The sequence below is a fragment of the Calothrix sp. CBUCES-K 9914 genome (genome assembly GCF_059640475.1).
The window spans coordinates 26,561-42,143 of the sequence record NZ_JBXXZH010000057.1; the positions used below are offsets into that span (position 1 = coordinate 26,561).

General features: G+C 38.5%; 16 protein-coding genes. 8 read left to right on the forward strand and 8 right to left on the reverse strand.

What is annotated here, in order from left to right:
• Nucleotides 1–48: 48 nt before the first annotated feature.
• Together AC2JBO_RS15310 and AC2JBO_RS15315 are read right to left on the reverse strand one after the other, a co-directional pair.
• The gene (locus AC2JBO_RS15310; RefSeq protein WP_496954512.1) at nt 49–183 is read right to left on the reverse strand and encodes a hypothetical protein; all 135 of its coding nucleotides are present in this window, start codon (nt 181–183) and stop codon (nt 49–51) included.
• A gap of 625 nt (nt 184–808) precedes the next feature.
• The gene (locus AC2JBO_RS15315; protein ID WP_496954513.1) at nt 809–1,036 is read right to left on the reverse strand and encodes a hypothetical protein; all 228 of its coding nucleotides are present in this window, start codon (nt 1,034–1,036) and stop codon (nt 809–811) included.
• A gap of 227 nt (nt 1,037–1,263) precedes the next feature.
• Between AC2JBO_RS15315 and AC2JBO_RS15320 the strand changes: the two genes are divergently transcribed.
• Nucleotides 1,264–1,884: a DUF3611 family protein gene (locus AC2JBO_RS15320; RefSeq protein WP_496954514.1), complete on the forward strand. Its 621-nt coding sequence runs from the start codon at nt 1,264–1,266 to the stop codon at nt 1,882–1,884.
• 575 nt (nt 1,885–2,459) lie between these two features.
• Here AC2JBO_RS15320 and AC2JBO_RS15325 read toward each other — a convergent pair.
• On the reverse strand, nt 2,460–3,125 hold the full coding sequence (locus AC2JBO_RS15325) for a TetR/AcrR family transcriptional regulator (RefSeq protein ID WP_496954515.1): 666 nt from the start codon (nt 3,123–3,125) through the stop codon (nt 2,460–2,462).
• Nucleotides 3,126–3,273: 148 nt separating this feature from the next.
• Between AC2JBO_RS15325 and AC2JBO_RS15330 the strand changes: the two genes are divergently transcribed.
• The 5 genes from AC2JBO_RS15330 (at nt 3,274) to AC2JBO_RS15350 (ending at nt 7,818) form a co-directional block, all read left to right on the forward strand.
• Nucleotides 3,274–4,617: a cytochrome P450 gene (locus AC2JBO_RS15330; protein ID WP_496954516.1), complete on the forward strand. Its 1,344-nt coding sequence runs from the start codon at nt 3,274–3,276 to the stop codon at nt 4,615–4,617.
• 8 nt (nt 4,618–4,625) lie between these two features.
• Nucleotides 4,626–5,933, forward strand: a complete 1,308-nt coding sequence (locus tag AC2JBO_RS15335) for a glycosyltransferase (protein ID WP_496954517.1) — start codon at nt 4,626–4,628, stop codon at nt 5,931–5,933.
• A gap of 25 nt (nt 5,934–5,958) precedes the next feature.
• Nucleotides 5,959–7,047, forward strand: a complete 1,089-nt coding sequence (locus AC2JBO_RS15340; RefSeq protein ID WP_496954518.1) for an AAA family ATPase — start codon at nt 5,959–5,961, stop codon at nt 7,045–7,047.
• Nucleotides 7,044–7,256, forward strand: coding sequence for a DUF4276 family protein (locus AC2JBO_RS15345; RefSeq protein WP_496954519.1), 213 nt, complete (start codon nt 7,044–7,046; stop codon nt 7,254–7,256). Before AC2JBO_RS15340 ends, AC2JBO_RS15345 begins: the two co-directional genes overlap by 4 nt.
• Nucleotides 7,257–7,383: 127 nt before the next feature.
• The gene (locus AC2JBO_RS15350; RefSeq protein ID WP_496954520.1) at nt 7,384–7,818 is read left to right on the forward strand and encodes a DUF4276 family protein; all 435 of its coding nucleotides are present in this window, start codon (nt 7,384–7,386) and stop codon (nt 7,816–7,818) included.
• A 27-nt stretch (nt 7,819–7,845) separates the two neighbouring features.
• On the opposite strand, the gene AC2JBO_RS15355 is transcribed toward AC2JBO_RS15350, so the two are convergent.
• From AC2JBO_RS15355 to AC2JBO_RS15375, 5 genes are all read right to left on the reverse strand, one after another.
• A complete protein-coding gene (locus AC2JBO_RS15355) occupies nt 7,846–8,181 on the reverse strand; it encodes a hypothetical protein (RefSeq protein ID WP_496954521.1) in 336 nt (111 codons plus the stop codon).
• 326 nt (nt 8,182–8,507) lie between these two features.
• Nucleotides 8,508–10,184, reverse strand: coding sequence for a phosphatidylglycerol lysyltransferase domain-containing protein (locus AC2JBO_RS15360; protein WP_496954522.1), 1,677 nt, complete (start codon nt 10,182–10,184; stop codon nt 8,508–8,510).
• A gap of 112 nt (nt 10,185–10,296) precedes the next feature.
• Entirely contained in the window at nt 10,297–11,241 is a 945-nt protein-coding gene (locus AC2JBO_RS15365) for an alpha/beta hydrolase (protein ID WP_496954523.1), read from the reverse strand.
• Between the two features lie 191 nt (nt 11,242–11,432).
• Nucleotides 11,433–12,425 (reverse strand): alpha/beta hydrolase, encoded by a 993-nt coding sequence (locus tag AC2JBO_RS15370; protein ID WP_496954524.1) that lies wholly within the window; start codon nt 12,423–12,425, stop codon nt 11,433–11,435.
• A gap of 38 nt (nt 12,426–12,463) precedes the next feature.
• The gene (locus AC2JBO_RS15375) at nt 12,464–13,339 is read right to left on the reverse strand and encodes an alpha/beta fold hydrolase (protein WP_496954525.1); all 876 of its coding nucleotides are present in this window, start codon (nt 13,337–13,339) and stop codon (nt 12,464–12,466) included.
• A gap of 154 nt (nt 13,340–13,493) precedes the next feature.
• On the opposite strand from AC2JBO_RS15375, the gene AC2JBO_RS15380 reads away from it, so the two are divergent.
• Entirely contained in the window at nt 13,494–14,423 is a 930-nt protein-coding gene (locus AC2JBO_RS15380; protein ID WP_496954526.1) for a lysylphosphatidylglycerol synthase domain-containing protein, read from the forward strand.
• 121 nt (nt 14,424–14,544) lie between these two features.
• On the forward strand, nt 14,545–15,583 hold a 1,039-nt coding region (locus AC2JBO_RS15385; RefSeq protein ID WP_496954527.1), incomplete at its 3' end, for an aspartate kinase.

Sequence of the window (15,583 nt, forward strand, 5' to 3'; positions counted from 1 at the left end):
GTATTGAAATTATACTACCACAAGAAATATTTTTATCGGAATATGCCTTTAGATAGCTATCGAGCGACAGTTTAAATCAGACTTTTCAGGTTCGGTTTGAGTTAGATAAAAATTTTTATAACTGACAACCACCATACGTAAGATTTTTAGTACTAATGCAATTGCTACAATAATAGTAAGCATTTAGTACAGCTATATAAGGAAGCTGGTAAACGTATAACTGGTATTATACTTGTGAGAGTAATACTATACCCGTTTATTAAGTTTTTACATTAGCTGTACGTTGTGATGAATCAGTAAAAACCTCACACTGCTTAAGGAATGCGTTGTAATTGCTGACAGCTTGTTTAAATCATTAGTAGATGTTTATTTGTCGAATCTATGTATAAAATGTTAACTTTACGCACGTAAAGCGTTTTCTTATAGAATAGCATTTCACAAAGCGTATCTATTATGAAGCGAGATACTTTACTCCGTCCGGGATGACACATTCGATACTTAAATAACATCTTTTTAATCAGAGAGTACACATTACCTTAAGTGCAGTTTGACAGTTGAAAATGGTAATTAAAATTACAGAAAGATTTAACAAACTGATTCATTTCAAATGTTGTTGTCCAGATTCAAAGTACTCAATCTGTAAAATTCACCTTTGATATTGACCTATGGATAAAGCGAAATTGTGGGTAGGTGTAGTTTCCGTGCTTGTAGGCTACTGGCTAGTAGTCAACTTGATGATGTAAACGTTTGATTTTGATTGTTGTAGAGTAGAGACGTTACATGTAACGTCTCTACATTGATTTTGTGACTATGATTTTCCTGATGGGTTGGCAGCGTGGACTAGTTCTGGTTCTTGCTCTGAAGCTGGATGCCCGATAATTTGCTCGGCGCCAGGTCTATGTTGTCGTTCAAATGTACCTAGTTGCACAGGTTTACCTGTTTGTGCTAGTTGGTGTATGGCACTGTTGTTAATATTTGTAGGGTGCGTGACACCACTTACTATTGTGAAACGAAGCGCAATGATTGGTGGTGTCACGCACCAAATATTAATTGTGACTCAAGATAGAAGTAAATTTTTAGAGAAACTGTTTCAATATCAGTGTAAATTCAGTGTAAATATTCTATACAACTACATAATTTTATTTTTCCTTCCGGTTTATTTTGTGTCTCTGGGCTATTAAATTTTGACCACAGAGACACAGACTACGCAGAGTAGAGACACGATTAATTATGTCTGTACAGAGAAGTTAACGAGAAAGTGAGATGGAAACTAGGTCAAATGTAGACAGAATTGAGCGAAAGCTGGAACAAATTGGTAGTATTTTACGGCTAGCAGGATGGATTGGTTTTTGGGTGGAACTTGGGTTTGCTGTTGCTGCGGGACTAACTTTGTTATTTGCCATTACTGGACGCAGTTTCAGCCAAACTATTACACCCCCCACATCAGTACCAGGAGTAGCAGTTAATTACAATCAATCCGCTACGCCAGGTCTTGGAATTGGGATATTTTGGGCAGGTTGCGGAATATTACTGCTTTTATTTAATGTTTACTTAGCGTTTCGACAAACAAGACTTGCTAGACGACTCCGCAATGGTGATATTAGCACGCATCCTAAAAAATCTGAAGTAATGCAAATTGTACGATGGGGTATTATTTCCAGTTTGATAGGAATGCTAACATCAATTATAGGAGGTGGCGTTACTTTAGGAGTGCTACTGGCAAAGTCAATTGCTGTTCCTCAAGGTGTTGCTTTAATTGACCCTAACCGTATTATACGCGCGCTTGATATTTTCGTCGCCTTAGCTAACATGAACGGCATCACAGGAAACTTTGTAGGTTTAGTTGCGGGTTTAGGTATTTTGAATTGGTTACACAGAGAATAGTACTAAACGCGCTGTATGTGAAACCCAACCTCTTTTAATATCTTCACTAAAAATGCAGACGCGTATGACGCATAAATGAATATAAAAAAAGTACCTTAAAACAATACTAAGTTGTAACAGTCCTAGGTAAATACAAATGAGTCCAGAACAAGATTTATTAGTGAAATGGCATTCTCTTCCAAAATAAAAACAGGAGAAAGTTTTAGATTTTGTTTGAAAAGTATAAAATTAAACTATAGCCTTGGAAAATCCCCCTTGCCCCCCTTAATAAGGGGGAAAAAGAGGCATTTAAGCCCCCCCTTATTAAGGGGGGTTGGGGGGATTAACAGAAGGATTATGTATTAAAAATAACTTTTCAAACATCCTCTTAGATTTTGTTGAATTTCTTCATATTAAAAACTCTCCTAATAAACTTCCTTTGGGAGAACGTTTACGGCAAATTCGTGCTAGAATTGTTGCTTCTGGTAAACATTTATTAGACGAAGATAAACTAGAAAAAGAACTTGCCAGTCGTCGAGGTGGATTACAAATAAGATTCCCGACTTCTTTAAGAAGTCGGGAATATTGGTATGTGTTTAAGCAAGTACACCATTTAACACTAAGTTTATTGCTGCTTGCGTGTAACGTTCAATCATTTCATCACTTAGTAACTCAACATCCGGGGTTAGGTGTTTTAAATTTTCATAGGCATTTGCATAAAAAACACATATCCCCGCTATCGTCAGTGTTGTCATATATGGGTCTTGTTTACAGAAAGTCCCTTCTTGCATTCCCTTCTCTAATATCTTGGTAACGTATGTAAGTGGTTGCGACCAATTTGTTTGCTGAAAATATTTACCTTGATTTTGATTTGCTTCTTGAAATAACAGCATCCCTTGATAACGATGGGAAATTTCATAAGCTATTACTGTTCGCAAAAACACTTGTAATGCTTCTTTTGCTGGTAGTTCCTCCAAATTCATTTGCTCCAACATCTGTTGAAACTCTGATGCTGGTCGCTCCAACACTGCTTGATACAACCCTTCCTTACTCTGGAAGTAATAATAAATCATCCTCGGCGCCACTCGCGCACTTTTGGCTATCGCATCGGTTCGGGCGCCAAATAACCCATTTTTCGCAAACTCAATTTCTGCGGCATCCAGAATTTGCTGTTTTGTCACCTCGGCATCACGAGTTGCCCGGTTGACTTTTGATGATGGTTGTGTATTATCTATACTGCCCACAGTTATTGCGTCTTGCAAGCTTATTATCTGACTTTACAAGCTTTCGCTCATAGTTACCACCTTTTAGACTCAAACTATAAATTAAATTTTTAATTAACTATTGACAAATAGCGTGCGGTTATTTCATGCTGTATTTATGAAATAAATTTTTAATTCATTAGATAAAATGCAACAACTCAAATCGGCTCTAGAAATGCCGGGTAGTTTTGGTGTACCAATTATTGGCGACCTTCAATTTGCTAGAAATGAAGGTTACTCTTTACTGCAAAGTTGGCAGCGCTATGGTTCTGTATTCAAAATGCGACTATTAGGACAAAAGTGTGCAGTTTTAATCGGTGCCGAGGCAAATAAGTTAGTACTGGTTGAGCAAGCAGAACGTCTATCTTCGTATCTAGGTTGGCGATATTTTGTGGAACCAGCGTTTGGAAAAACGCTAATGATTCAAGATGGACAACAACATTCAACGACGCGACGTTTAATGATGCCAGCGTTTCACGGTGTGACAATTACTAGCTATCTTGAGACAATGCAGGAGATTACACAAGCTTGTTTGAGTACTTGGGCAAATCTTGGTGAGATAGTTTTGATAGACGCACTGCGAAAAATGACTTTGCTAGTAGGGGCTAAATTATTACTAGGAGTGCAAGCAGACAAAGAAATTGATGAAATCGAGCAGTTATATAATGCTCAATTACAAGCTTCCCTGTCATTACTTCGAGTTAATTTACCATTCACAGCTTTTGGAAAGGGGCAACTCGCAAGGGCTTTGTTAAAGCATCAACTCCAAGCAATGATTACAGAAAGAAGACGAAACCAGAATTTACAATTGTCACATGATGCATTGGGATTATTTTTAGCAGCAATAGATATAGATATAGATAGCGAAGACAATGCACTGTCATTAAACCAAATCATGGATGAGATAATACATTTGGTCAATGCTTCTCACTTCACAACAGCGGGAATGTTGTCTTGGGCAATGTTTGAACTGGCAGCACGCGCGGATTGGCGAGAGCGTCTTCTAGAGGAACTTGAACAAGTTGTCAAGGACAAATTAAATATCGAACATTTGAGAAAGTTACCACAAATGACCAACTTTCTCAAAGAAATTGAGCGCTTATATCCACCTACAGCATTGATAGTTCGAGGTGTGGTCAAAGAGATTGAATATGCAGGATATCGAATAGAACCGGGGTGGACAATTATTATTTCTCAATTTGTCACGCATCGGTTGCCAGAAATTTATACCAACCCAGAACAGTTTGACCCAGACCGCTTTGCACTTGGACGCGAAGAAGATAAAAAAGTCCCGTTTTCATTACTAGGGTTTGGAGGTGGCGCCCATGTTTGTATCGGTCGAGAGTTTGCGCTCCTTGAAATCAAAGTTTTTCTAGCTATGTTACTGCGTTACTACCGTTTTTCCGTAACACCAGAATATTCTGCACTGGCGCCAGTCTTAGTTCCTCCCAAAACTCAAAATCAATTACGTGTACGTATAACAAAAAAATAGTGATAAATATGACTAACTTTTTAATTGCTACAATTGCTGCTGCTGGTCATGTTAACCCAGCTTTACCAATCGCGCGTAAGCTCGTTGAACGCGGTCACGAAGTATGCTGGTATACTGGAAAAGGTTTTAAAGAAAAGATTGAAGCAACTGGCGCCAGTCACGTTCCTATCCGCACAGGCATAGATTTTACTGACATTGATACTATTCCTCAAGCTTGGATAGAACAAAAAGATGCTTTAAAGGGAGTAGCGCAGTTTAAATTTTACCTAAAACACGGCTTTATTGATTCAGCAATAACACAACTTAAAGATTTAACTAATATATTAAATGAATTTCCGGCTGATGTTCTGCTATGTGATGTTTTCTGCCTTGGTATCTCATGGTTACATGAAAAAACAGACTTACCTTGGGCAGCGTTTGGCATGTCAGCGCTACCTTTTAACAGTAAAGATACGGCACCATTTGGGTTAGGAATTCCACCTGGTAATTCTTGGGGGGAAAAATTACGAAATAGGTTTCTGAATTACCTATCACAGAATATTTTAATGCGTGATGTAACGGTTCATCTTGACCAGTGCCGAGAAAGTGTTGGACTACCAAAGAAATCACAGGATTTTTTCAATGCTGCTTTATCTCCATTTCTTTATCTACAAGGCACTACGCCATCATTTGAGTATCCTCGTAGCGACCTTGCACCACAAATTCATTTTATTGGAACTTTTTTACCTCCGGCGCCTGCATTTACACCTCCTGCTTGCTGGGATGATTTAAAATTAGATAAACCGATAATTCACGTCACCCAAGGAACAGTTGCAACAGAAGCAAAAGATTTAATACTGCCAACAATTGAAGCTCTCGCAAACGAAGATGTATTATTAATAGTGACAACAGGAGGACAACCAATAGAAAGTCTACAACTTAATTCAATTCCCAAAAACGTTAGGTTAGAAAAATTTATTCCTCATGCTTATCTGTTACCTTATGTAGATGTAATGGTAACAAACGGTGGATTTAATGGTGTGCAGACAGCTTTAGCTTTTGGTGTGCCAATGGTAACAGCTGGTCAAACTGAAGAAAAACCCGAAATTGGCGCCAGAGTTCAATGGACTGGAACTGGAATAGATTTACAAACTAGTACACCTACACTTAAACAAATTCAAGATGCTGTAATGAAGATTCTTAGCACACCGAAGTATAAAGAAAAAGCAGAAAGCTTTAAAGCTGAAATTAATCGCTATGACACACCTACTTTGGCAACAGAATTACTAGAGCAATTAGCATCAACTAAAAATTCTGTATACACTACACATAGTTAACGCCTGAATATTGGGAGGTTGCTCCATGTCGGGGACTTATAGTGATAAACAATTGTCAAGAATAGTTCTAAAAGGCTTTAAGTCTATTGCTGAGTGTGACCTGGAACTATCGAAACTCAACGTTTTGATTGGAGCTAACGGCGCCGGAAAATCCAATTTCATCGGCTTTTTCCGTATGATACAGCAATTATTTGAGCAGAACCTGCAAGTTTTTGTTAGTCGCCAGGGTAGTCCTGATGCACTATTGTACTATGGTCGGAAAACAACGGAGCAACTGAAGTTTCAGTTATACTTTGGCAATAATGGGTACTTTACCGAATTAGAACCAACTCAAGATAATCACCTAATGTTTGCTAGAGAGTCTTTTTGGTCAAACATAGATGGTGAGCGTACACTTGGCAAAGGACATTTTGAGACTAAGGCTTTCACAAATACTCAGACAAGTATTGATGAATACGTTTTATCGGTTATGCAGCAGTGGCGAGTTTACCATTTTCATGATACAAGCGACAGTGCTTATGTCAAACAACTACACGGTATAAATGACAACGCTTATCTGCGACCTGATGCTCGTAACCTTGCATCCTTTTTGTACCTATTGCGTGACAGTTACCCAGCATCCTATCAGAAAATTATTAAAACCATTCGGCTTGTGGCGCCATTCTTTGGGGACTTTTACCTGCGTCCTTCTCCACAAAATCAAGATGTAATTGAATTAGAATGGTTCGAGCGAGGGCAGGATATTCCTTTTAAAGCACATTTACTTTCGGATGGCACATTACGTTTCATCTGTCTAGCAACTGTTTTCTTACAACCTGAGAAGCTCCAACCTGAGACAATTTTGATTGATGAGCCAGAATTGGGGCTTCATCCCTATGCCATAACCGTACTCGCTTCATTAATGCGTACTACTTCCAAACAGGTAATAGTTTCAACTCAGTCCGTGGAACTGCTCAACGAATTTGATGCGGATGATGTGATTGTTGTAGACCGCAATGACGGGAAATCATTACTTCGGAGGTTGAATAAGCATCAACTAGAAGCTTGGCTTGAAGACTATAGCTTAGGTGAGCTTTGGAAGAAAAATGTTTTTGCAGGGAGACCTTCACGGTGATTCGAGTAAATGTTTTTGTTGAAGGGCAAACCGAGGAAACTTTTGTTAGGGAACTACTTTACAGCTATTTTCAAGAGAAAAATATATACCTCAACCCAATTCTCGTAAAAACTAGTTCAACTAGCAAAGGAGGTGTAGTGAGCTATGCCAAAATTAAACCACAATTAAATCCTAAGTGCCTTGAAGATAAATCGGCAATAGTTAAGTAGGTGGGTGCTGAAAAACGCAACTGGATTAAGAAATATAAATTGGCTAAAAAGCTTATCTTTAAAGCATTTACGACACTTTACATAAGTTTATATAGTTCAGTTTAATTGTGCCTACCTACTTACCACAATGTTTGATATGTACGCTCTACCCAATGATTTTCCGGGAGTGATTTCTCTACCTAAAACGAGCGACCCCTTCCAAAAGGCTGAATATCTAGAAATTGAGATGGGCAAAGATATCGGTAACAAAAATTTTATTCCTAATTTACTGGTTCACGAGTTTGAGGGGCTTTTGTATAGTCAGCCACAAGTGTTTGCTGCGTGGTTCGATGAAAGTGTAGTTAGTATTTTGCAAGCCCAGCGTAATGCCTTCCCTTCACCTGAACATATTAACGATAGCCCACTAACGGCGCCATCGAAACGAATTCGTAATTGTTGCAATGGATATGATAAACCGCTGCATGGTTCGCTGCTTGCTATAGATATTGGTTTAGATACAATACGTCGGGAATGTCAGCATTTTAACCAATGGTTGCTACGGATTGAAAATATAAATTTGTAACAATACTGTAACTTATCGCAAACCTTTTCATGCAGCTACAATTAATTGATATTGACTAATATACTCGATAATGAGCAAACGCAAATAGTTGAGTTTTTCTATATAGTTTCTTAGTTGAGGATACTCTGTATCATATGTAAAATACCATTCGATAAAATCAGAAATATTAAATATTTGTATTCGCTTCAATTCTTCTATAGATTCTTGAGGATTTTTTATATTAGCATTGGTTGTTAATTGAGACGCATACCCCCTAATCTTGTCTGTAAAAATTTCGATTTCACCTAGAATTGAAAAATCTTTGGATTCTTCCCAATTTACAAGTTTTCGACGCTCCTCTCGCGTGTCTTTATAATCAATCAATAATTGATTTAAGACTTTGTTAAGATACTCTTTTGAAGTATTAGAGTTATTTGGGAGATTTTCTTTTAGATTATACATAAATTTTGTATTAATTAATTTTGTCCGTATGACACTATTTTTCCATTTCTTTCAATTAGAAACTCGTCACTTTTATTCCACCTAACTGCACCATCACTTAGTATTTTTTTGTGTTCTTCTCTGTGCCCTCTGCGACTCTGTGGTAATTAATATTACTATCAAAACTAATATATACACTCTTGTGGGATGGGCATCCTTGCCCGTTTCTGATGTAGGGCAGGCAGGACGCCTACCCTACGGGGGAATATTTAGGCGCCGGGTTTAAAATAATCCCAGAGTCTATCACCAGAGTCCGCGCGTACTAATGCGACAACAACATCGGGTAAAGCTGTCACACTAGGGTAAACCAAATAACGTGGTTCCCAGCGCGGTTGAAATTTGTCTTTGTACGCACGCAACCCTTGGAAATTATAGAAGCGCTGCAAGTGGTCATATAGATATTTGAATACTTTATCTCGGCGCCCTGTTTTTCCTTGTAAGCTTTCCCCAACTCCAGCTAATGCAATTAATCCTATATTAAAGCTGTCGTAACCACGTTCTTTATAATGCTGAAACATCGAAATAAACAAAAAGTCCATCGTGCCGTTTTCGATGGACTTGCGATGACGCATTAAGTCATTTGTAACTTCATTGAGTTGATATTCAGGAACTATGTTTGTAAATGCTGTTATTTCTCCTTCGTTTGATTCAACTACAGCAATTTCACTTCCACGTAAATATTCTTCGTCGAACCAACCTAAAGAAAATTGTTTCTCTGAACCTTGTACTGTCTGCAACCACTCATCACTCACAGGTTTTAACTGACGTATTAATTCATCACTAATTGGCGGTTTATAAAATTTTACATCAAACCCCATTTTACTCATGCGGTTAAGTGCTGTACGCAAGTTCTTACCAGCTTTACCTTGTGTGGTAAATGCCTTTAGGTCTACAATTGCTTCTTCGCCAATTTGAATAACTCGAAAACCTACTGATTTATATAAGTCAATATCATCAGGTAAAGTTTGATAAAATGCTGGATGCCAATCGTTACGTTGACAAAACACTTTGAATCCTACTATTGCTTCAGAACGGTCTTCCTTTGCTCCTATTGGGTCTCCTAATGCGATGGCGCCGCGTCCTTTTTGTACATATGCAATTACACTTCTATTTGATGGGCTAAAATAGTAACTTTTATCACTTAATAAAGCAAATGAAGCCAACGAAGAACAACCGTAGTTTTCAATTATTTCCTTGGCTTTTTGTCTTTCTTCTGGCGCCGCTTTACTTCGTAAAAATACTGGTTGTAAAATTGAAAATAAAGCATATGCAATTGTACCGACAGCAATTATATAGATAGAATTAGCAAAGAAATCTCCAAATCTGGTTTTTGGCCGAAGTCCCCAGTTATCCTCGGTAAAAAACATCGCTAAAGTTTGTATAACCGCTTCACTCCAATTGAAATCTTCTGTAAATTTACCGTCTAATAAATAAAATCCTATTGTTCCATATGCAAGCGTAAATAATAAGGCGCCAATTAGTACTCTGACTCCTCGTGCTATTGAAGGACGGTCAGAACGCGCGGTAAACACGTGACGCATTGCAATCAACTGTATCAACAATACACCTGAAAGTAAACTTTCTTCGTAATCTAAACCTTTAAATATATGACTAATAATCGATAAAACTAATAAAGTAACTGTGATTAACCAAGCAATTCGTTTTCGACGCAGTAAATTAGTCGATAACGTCAACAGTATAAATCCTGTTAATGCTGCAAATACATGACCACCTGCGCGGATTTCAAATGGTAAGAAATGCTTTAGAAAATGGTTTCTACCATACAAATTTGGTGTGACTGATGAGAGTAAGTTTACCACCCCTACTAAACCAGTAAGTAGCGATGCACTCCAAAGCCCGATTTTGATTTTTAATTCATTATTCATTGGTCAAACGATTTTGGTTTTTGGTTTCTTGACATCTAATTATCCTTATTTCGTTATCACTGCAATTGATTTTTTAATTTTATGTATATTACGATACAGTATAAGGTAACAATTACGATTTTGATTTTGGGTGGGATGGTTTTGCATTTGGTTTTACATTTATAAGGCTTTGCCACTGACTACCTACATAAGATAGCGAACCTTTTAAATGTTTGTGAAAATAATTCCAGCCAATATCAGGGCCTGATAACCCATGTCCACCTGGAAAAGCATAGTAAACGTTTTTGACACCAAGTTTGTTTAATGTTTCGTGAAATTTACGAGTCGATGCGAGTAAGTCAGTGTCATTTTTGCCTGCGTCTAAATAAACTCGTAAACTCGCGCGCTGTTGAGGTGACAGTTGTTGTACTATATTTTGCGGACTATTAACGGCGCCGCTATCATCAGTAAAGTAACCAGTATGGCTGAAGAGTATATTAAAGTTATCGAGATGACGTAAGCCAATGTTAAACGCCCCCCATCCCCCAGAAGAAACTCCTCCCATTGCCCAATACTTCGGTTCAGATAGCACACGGTAGCGCTGTTTGACTAACTGAACCAACTCGGAACCAATCAAAGTCCCAACATTTCCGTTCGGTCCATCATAATAATCTGAGTCATATATAGGGTTAGAGCCGCGTTTATCGTTACCGTCAGGTGTAATTATAATTGCCGGCGGTAATTTTTTGGTTCTGTACAATTCCGCAAGCGTATTGATGGTGGCATATTTATCGACAAACGCGCGTTCATTATCATGACCACCATGTAACAAAAATATAACTGGATAGCGTTTTTGCAAATCTTTATCGTATCCCGGAGGAAAAATAATACCGTATTTTCGAGTGCTTTGCATTGCTTGACTTTCAAAAGTCTCAATCTTAAACTTCAACTCTGTGTCCGTTACCTCTTTCGGTGGGTCAAACTGTGGGGCGCCTAAAACAAAAACATACCAGTATCCAGCACCCGTAAGTACAGCAAGTACACCCAAAATTCCTACTAATTTCTTGTAAAATTTCATCTGAACAAACTTTATATAATAAAACCAACTTCATTTATCTTTAATTACAATTCGAGCGCATTACATCTCTAATTTTCGTTAAGAGTTATTAAACATAATTATTACCCAAGTTTAAACAGATTATAACCTGGGTACTAGAGTTAATATTAGAGCCACAATTGGCAATAATGATTAATTTTTGATTAATTTTGTTAATTTGGCGCAGTTTTGGGATTGTCAAAACCCAGATTATCTGCTGCATGTGCAATTTGAGCAATTTTGAATTGTTCACCAACGAATGTCAACGAATCATTCAAATGTGTACGCCAATAATCCCAAGTATGGCTGCCTGGAAAGGAGCGAAATGAATTATAAACCTTGTGTTGGCTCAGTACCTCACTAAAGGCTTTCGCTTCATCGAGTTCTTCAGTATCTGATATCCCAGAGTCCATATAAATTCTCAGTTTTTTCAAAGACGCAGGCGCCATTGTTTTGATGTAGCTGATAGGACTGTTCTTCGGACCGCTTTTATCTCTAAAGTAACCACTATGGCTAAATAGAACTGAGAAATTTTTGGAATTCTGTAATCCGACATTGACGGCGCCCCATCCACCCGAAGATAAACCACCAATTGCCCAAAAGTCAGGATTTGGGAGAGTACGGTATCTCGATTGTATAACTTTAACTAGCTCTTCACCAACCGCTGTAGACACTTTACCATTTGGTCCATCTATATATTGTGGATCCCAATAGCGACTTGAGCCACGTTTATCATTCCCATCAGGAGTAACAACAATACTCGGTGAGAGTTTGCCAGTTGCATATAAGTTTTGTAAAGTTTTTAGCGCGTTGCCTTTTTGCTCAAACCAGTCTTTAGGATTACCATGTCCACCGTGGAGCAGGAAAACAACCGGATAGCGTTGAGTTTTATTCCGGTCGTAACCAGGAGGTAAAGAAACACCGTAAGTGCGATTTCCACTCATCGCAGTACTAGTATAATTTTCAATTATATACGTTAAAGGAATTGCAAGGTCGCTAGTACTTGGTTGAGGAGGAAGAATATTCATCACGTCTTGACGGGGTTTGAGACGACCGTTCCAGGTGGAATATGATTGCGCTTTCGCTGTAATATCACGAAAATATCCACAACCAAATAAAGTTAACAGCGATATCAGTAAAAATAATTTATGTTTGTGCTTGACCATAACAATAAGTTAGATAATTGATTTGTGTGTATTTATTTTTAATCATCCGTTACATCCGTTACCAGCTTTTTCACCCAATCGCTAATTGCTGCGTTTACTAGTTCCGAGCATTCAGCCATTACCAAATGTCCGGCGTTTTTGACATGTAAGTGAGTACGGTTAACAAATATACTCGCTAACTCATCACCCATCTCAACTGTAAACGTTGGGTCTTTGCCGCCACTAATCACTAATACTGGGATATGAGAAATTTTTGGTACAGGGTTACGGGTAAAGAAACTATAGTCCCAAAAAATCTCTAAAGCTTTATACGCTCTTATATCTGTAGTTACAGGGCACTCTATAAAAAATTGGGCGATTGTATTATGAGTGTATGAACTCGATAAACGGTTGCTTAATGACTGTATGCTAGGTAAAAGGAAAATATATCTCCCACCCCAAGCCATAAATTTCATCAGTGGAATTTCCCACCACGGCGCCAAATTATGGGCGCCACCAGCAATGGCAATAATTCCACTAACTGGGTTACGCTGGGCAAATTCTAAACCTATAGGCACACCGTAACTGTGACAGCACAATATCGGTGACGAGATACCAAAGCGCTGCAATAATTTTTTTAAATCTCGACAGTGCCGACCAATTGAATAACGAGCATAGGAACTTGACTGTCCATGTCCAGCCAAGTCGTAAGCAAGAACCTCCCAACCCAGATTTTTACCAAACTCATACTGCGCGCGTAAATTAAAACGATTCCCTGTTCCCCCATGTAAAAATACAATCTTCGGTGTACTACCTGGACTGTGGCAAACTTGTAAATTTACCCCTGGTCGCAGATGAATTGTAGAACCATGCAAAGCGTCGCGCGCGGAGTCATCCATCGTTTGTAAAAATTCAGAGTCAGAAATAAAACACAATCACACTTATGACTGCTAGTCATAAATAATACCTTATGCGCGCTCAAACTGATAGTTATAACTTGTCTTTACAGTTTATAGCTTATATAAGTATTGTGTTGATTCTGTGTCTTCTGAATGGCAAGTTTGCGAATATAACCCTAATTTTTGATTTATGTTTAAAAAACTCCAGTTAAATTTCACTTCGCTGATTGGTTTGGTTTTGCTCATTCTTTCAATATGGGCAATCAGCCATGAGTTACGCGCTTATAATTACCGTGATGTATTGAATGCTATCAATGCTATTCCCAAAAGTCGCTTGAGTTTATCAATATGGTTGACTGCACTAGGATATATAATACTGGCAGCATATGATATTTTGGCTTTTGCTTATATTCGGCGCCCACTTAGCTGGAATAAAATAGCCTTTGTCGGTTTTATTAGTGCCGTTTTTAGCAACACGATTGGTTTTGGTATATTGACAGGTGGCGCCGTTCGGTATAGATATTATGCGAGTTGGGGAGTAGCTGCTGTTGACATCGCGCAGGTCATGGCCTTTGAAAATATCACTTTCTGGCTAGGAATATTAAATGTCGCAGGGTTGATGTTCGTAGTCAACCCGTTACAAATACCACCGCAACTACACGTACCCTTCAGCGATGCTCGTCCAGTAGGTGTATTATTTTTAGTACTAGTTTTTATCTATTTACTAGGCAGTATATTTTTAAAGCAACCCCTAGTTATACGGGGTCATGAGTTTAGATTTCCAAATTTCAAAACTGGATTTATACAAGTTGTCATATCTAGCTTAGACTGGCTATTAGCAACAGGTGTCCTTTATGTATTATTGCCTGCAAATACACCGCTTTCTTATCTTGACTTTTTAGGAGTTTACCTGCTTGCAATGTTTGCAGGTGTTGCCAGTAACGTTCCTAGCGGACTAGGTGTATTTGAAACGATAATCTTAGTAATTCTCTCTTCAAAAATCTCTGGCGCCGCACTTTTTGGTTCAATGCTAGCTTACCGCGCGATTTACTATCTTCTACCAATGGTCGTTGCCGCAGGAATGCTGGTCGTATATGAATTTAAACATCGTATTAAATAGCAATCGTTGCGGGTGGCCAGAATCTAAACTAAAGTTTTCCTTCAACATATCGTTAGATTCTGATAAGTTAGTAATCTAAAGTACTTCAAAATAACAGGCTCTAGTATACTTCATTAAAGTTATGTCGCTAATAGTACAAAAATATGGTGGTACATCTGTTGGTTCGGTGGAACGCATCCAAACGGTAGCACAACGTATTTGCAAAGCTGTCAAAGCTGGGAATTCAGTTGTTGTAGTGGTTTCTGCGATGGGTAAAACCACGGATGGACTTGTTAAGTTAGCGCATGAAATTTCTAAAACTCCCAACCGTCGGGAAATGGACATGCTGCTTTCGACGGGGGAACAGGTTACTATTGCCTTGTTGAGTATGGCTTTACAAGAAATTGGGCAACCAGCGATTTCAATGACAGGCGCCCAAGTAGGAATTGTCACAGAAGCTCACCATACGCGCGCACGGATTTTACACATCGAAACCGAAAGATTAGAGCGTCACCTTAAAGAAGGTAAAGTAGTTGTAGTTGCTGGTTTCCAAGGTATTAGCAGTACTGAAGCGTTAGAAATTACGACTTTGGGACGGGGTGGTTCGGATACATCAGCAGTAGCATTAGCGGCAGCATTAAAAGCAGACTTTTGCGAAATTTATACCGATGTTCCAGGTATTCTCACTACTGACCCGCGACTAGTTCCCGAAGCGCAGTTAATGGACGAAATTACCTGTGATGAAATGTTGGAACTCGCTTCTTTAGGGGCAAAAGTTTTACACCCACGTGCGGTAGAAATTGCTCGTAACTATAGTATGCCTTTAGTAGTGCGTTCGAGTTGGAGTGATCAACCAGGTACTTGGGTAACTTCAAAAAAACAAGAAGAACGTTCGCTGATAAATTTAGAAATTGCCCGTCCAGTTGATGCAGTTGAGTTTGATGCTAACCAAGCCAAAATAGCTTTGTTACGAGTTCCTGATAAACCTGGAGTTGCCGCGCGTTTGTTTAGAGAAATTGCACATCAAAAGGTCGATGTTGATTTAATTATTCAATCAATTCATGATGGTAACAGTAATGACATTGCGTTTACTGTAATGTCACCAATATTAAAAAAGGCTGAGGCAGTTGCAGCAGCGATTGCACCAGTACTTCGCAGCAACCCAACAAAATATGAAGAAG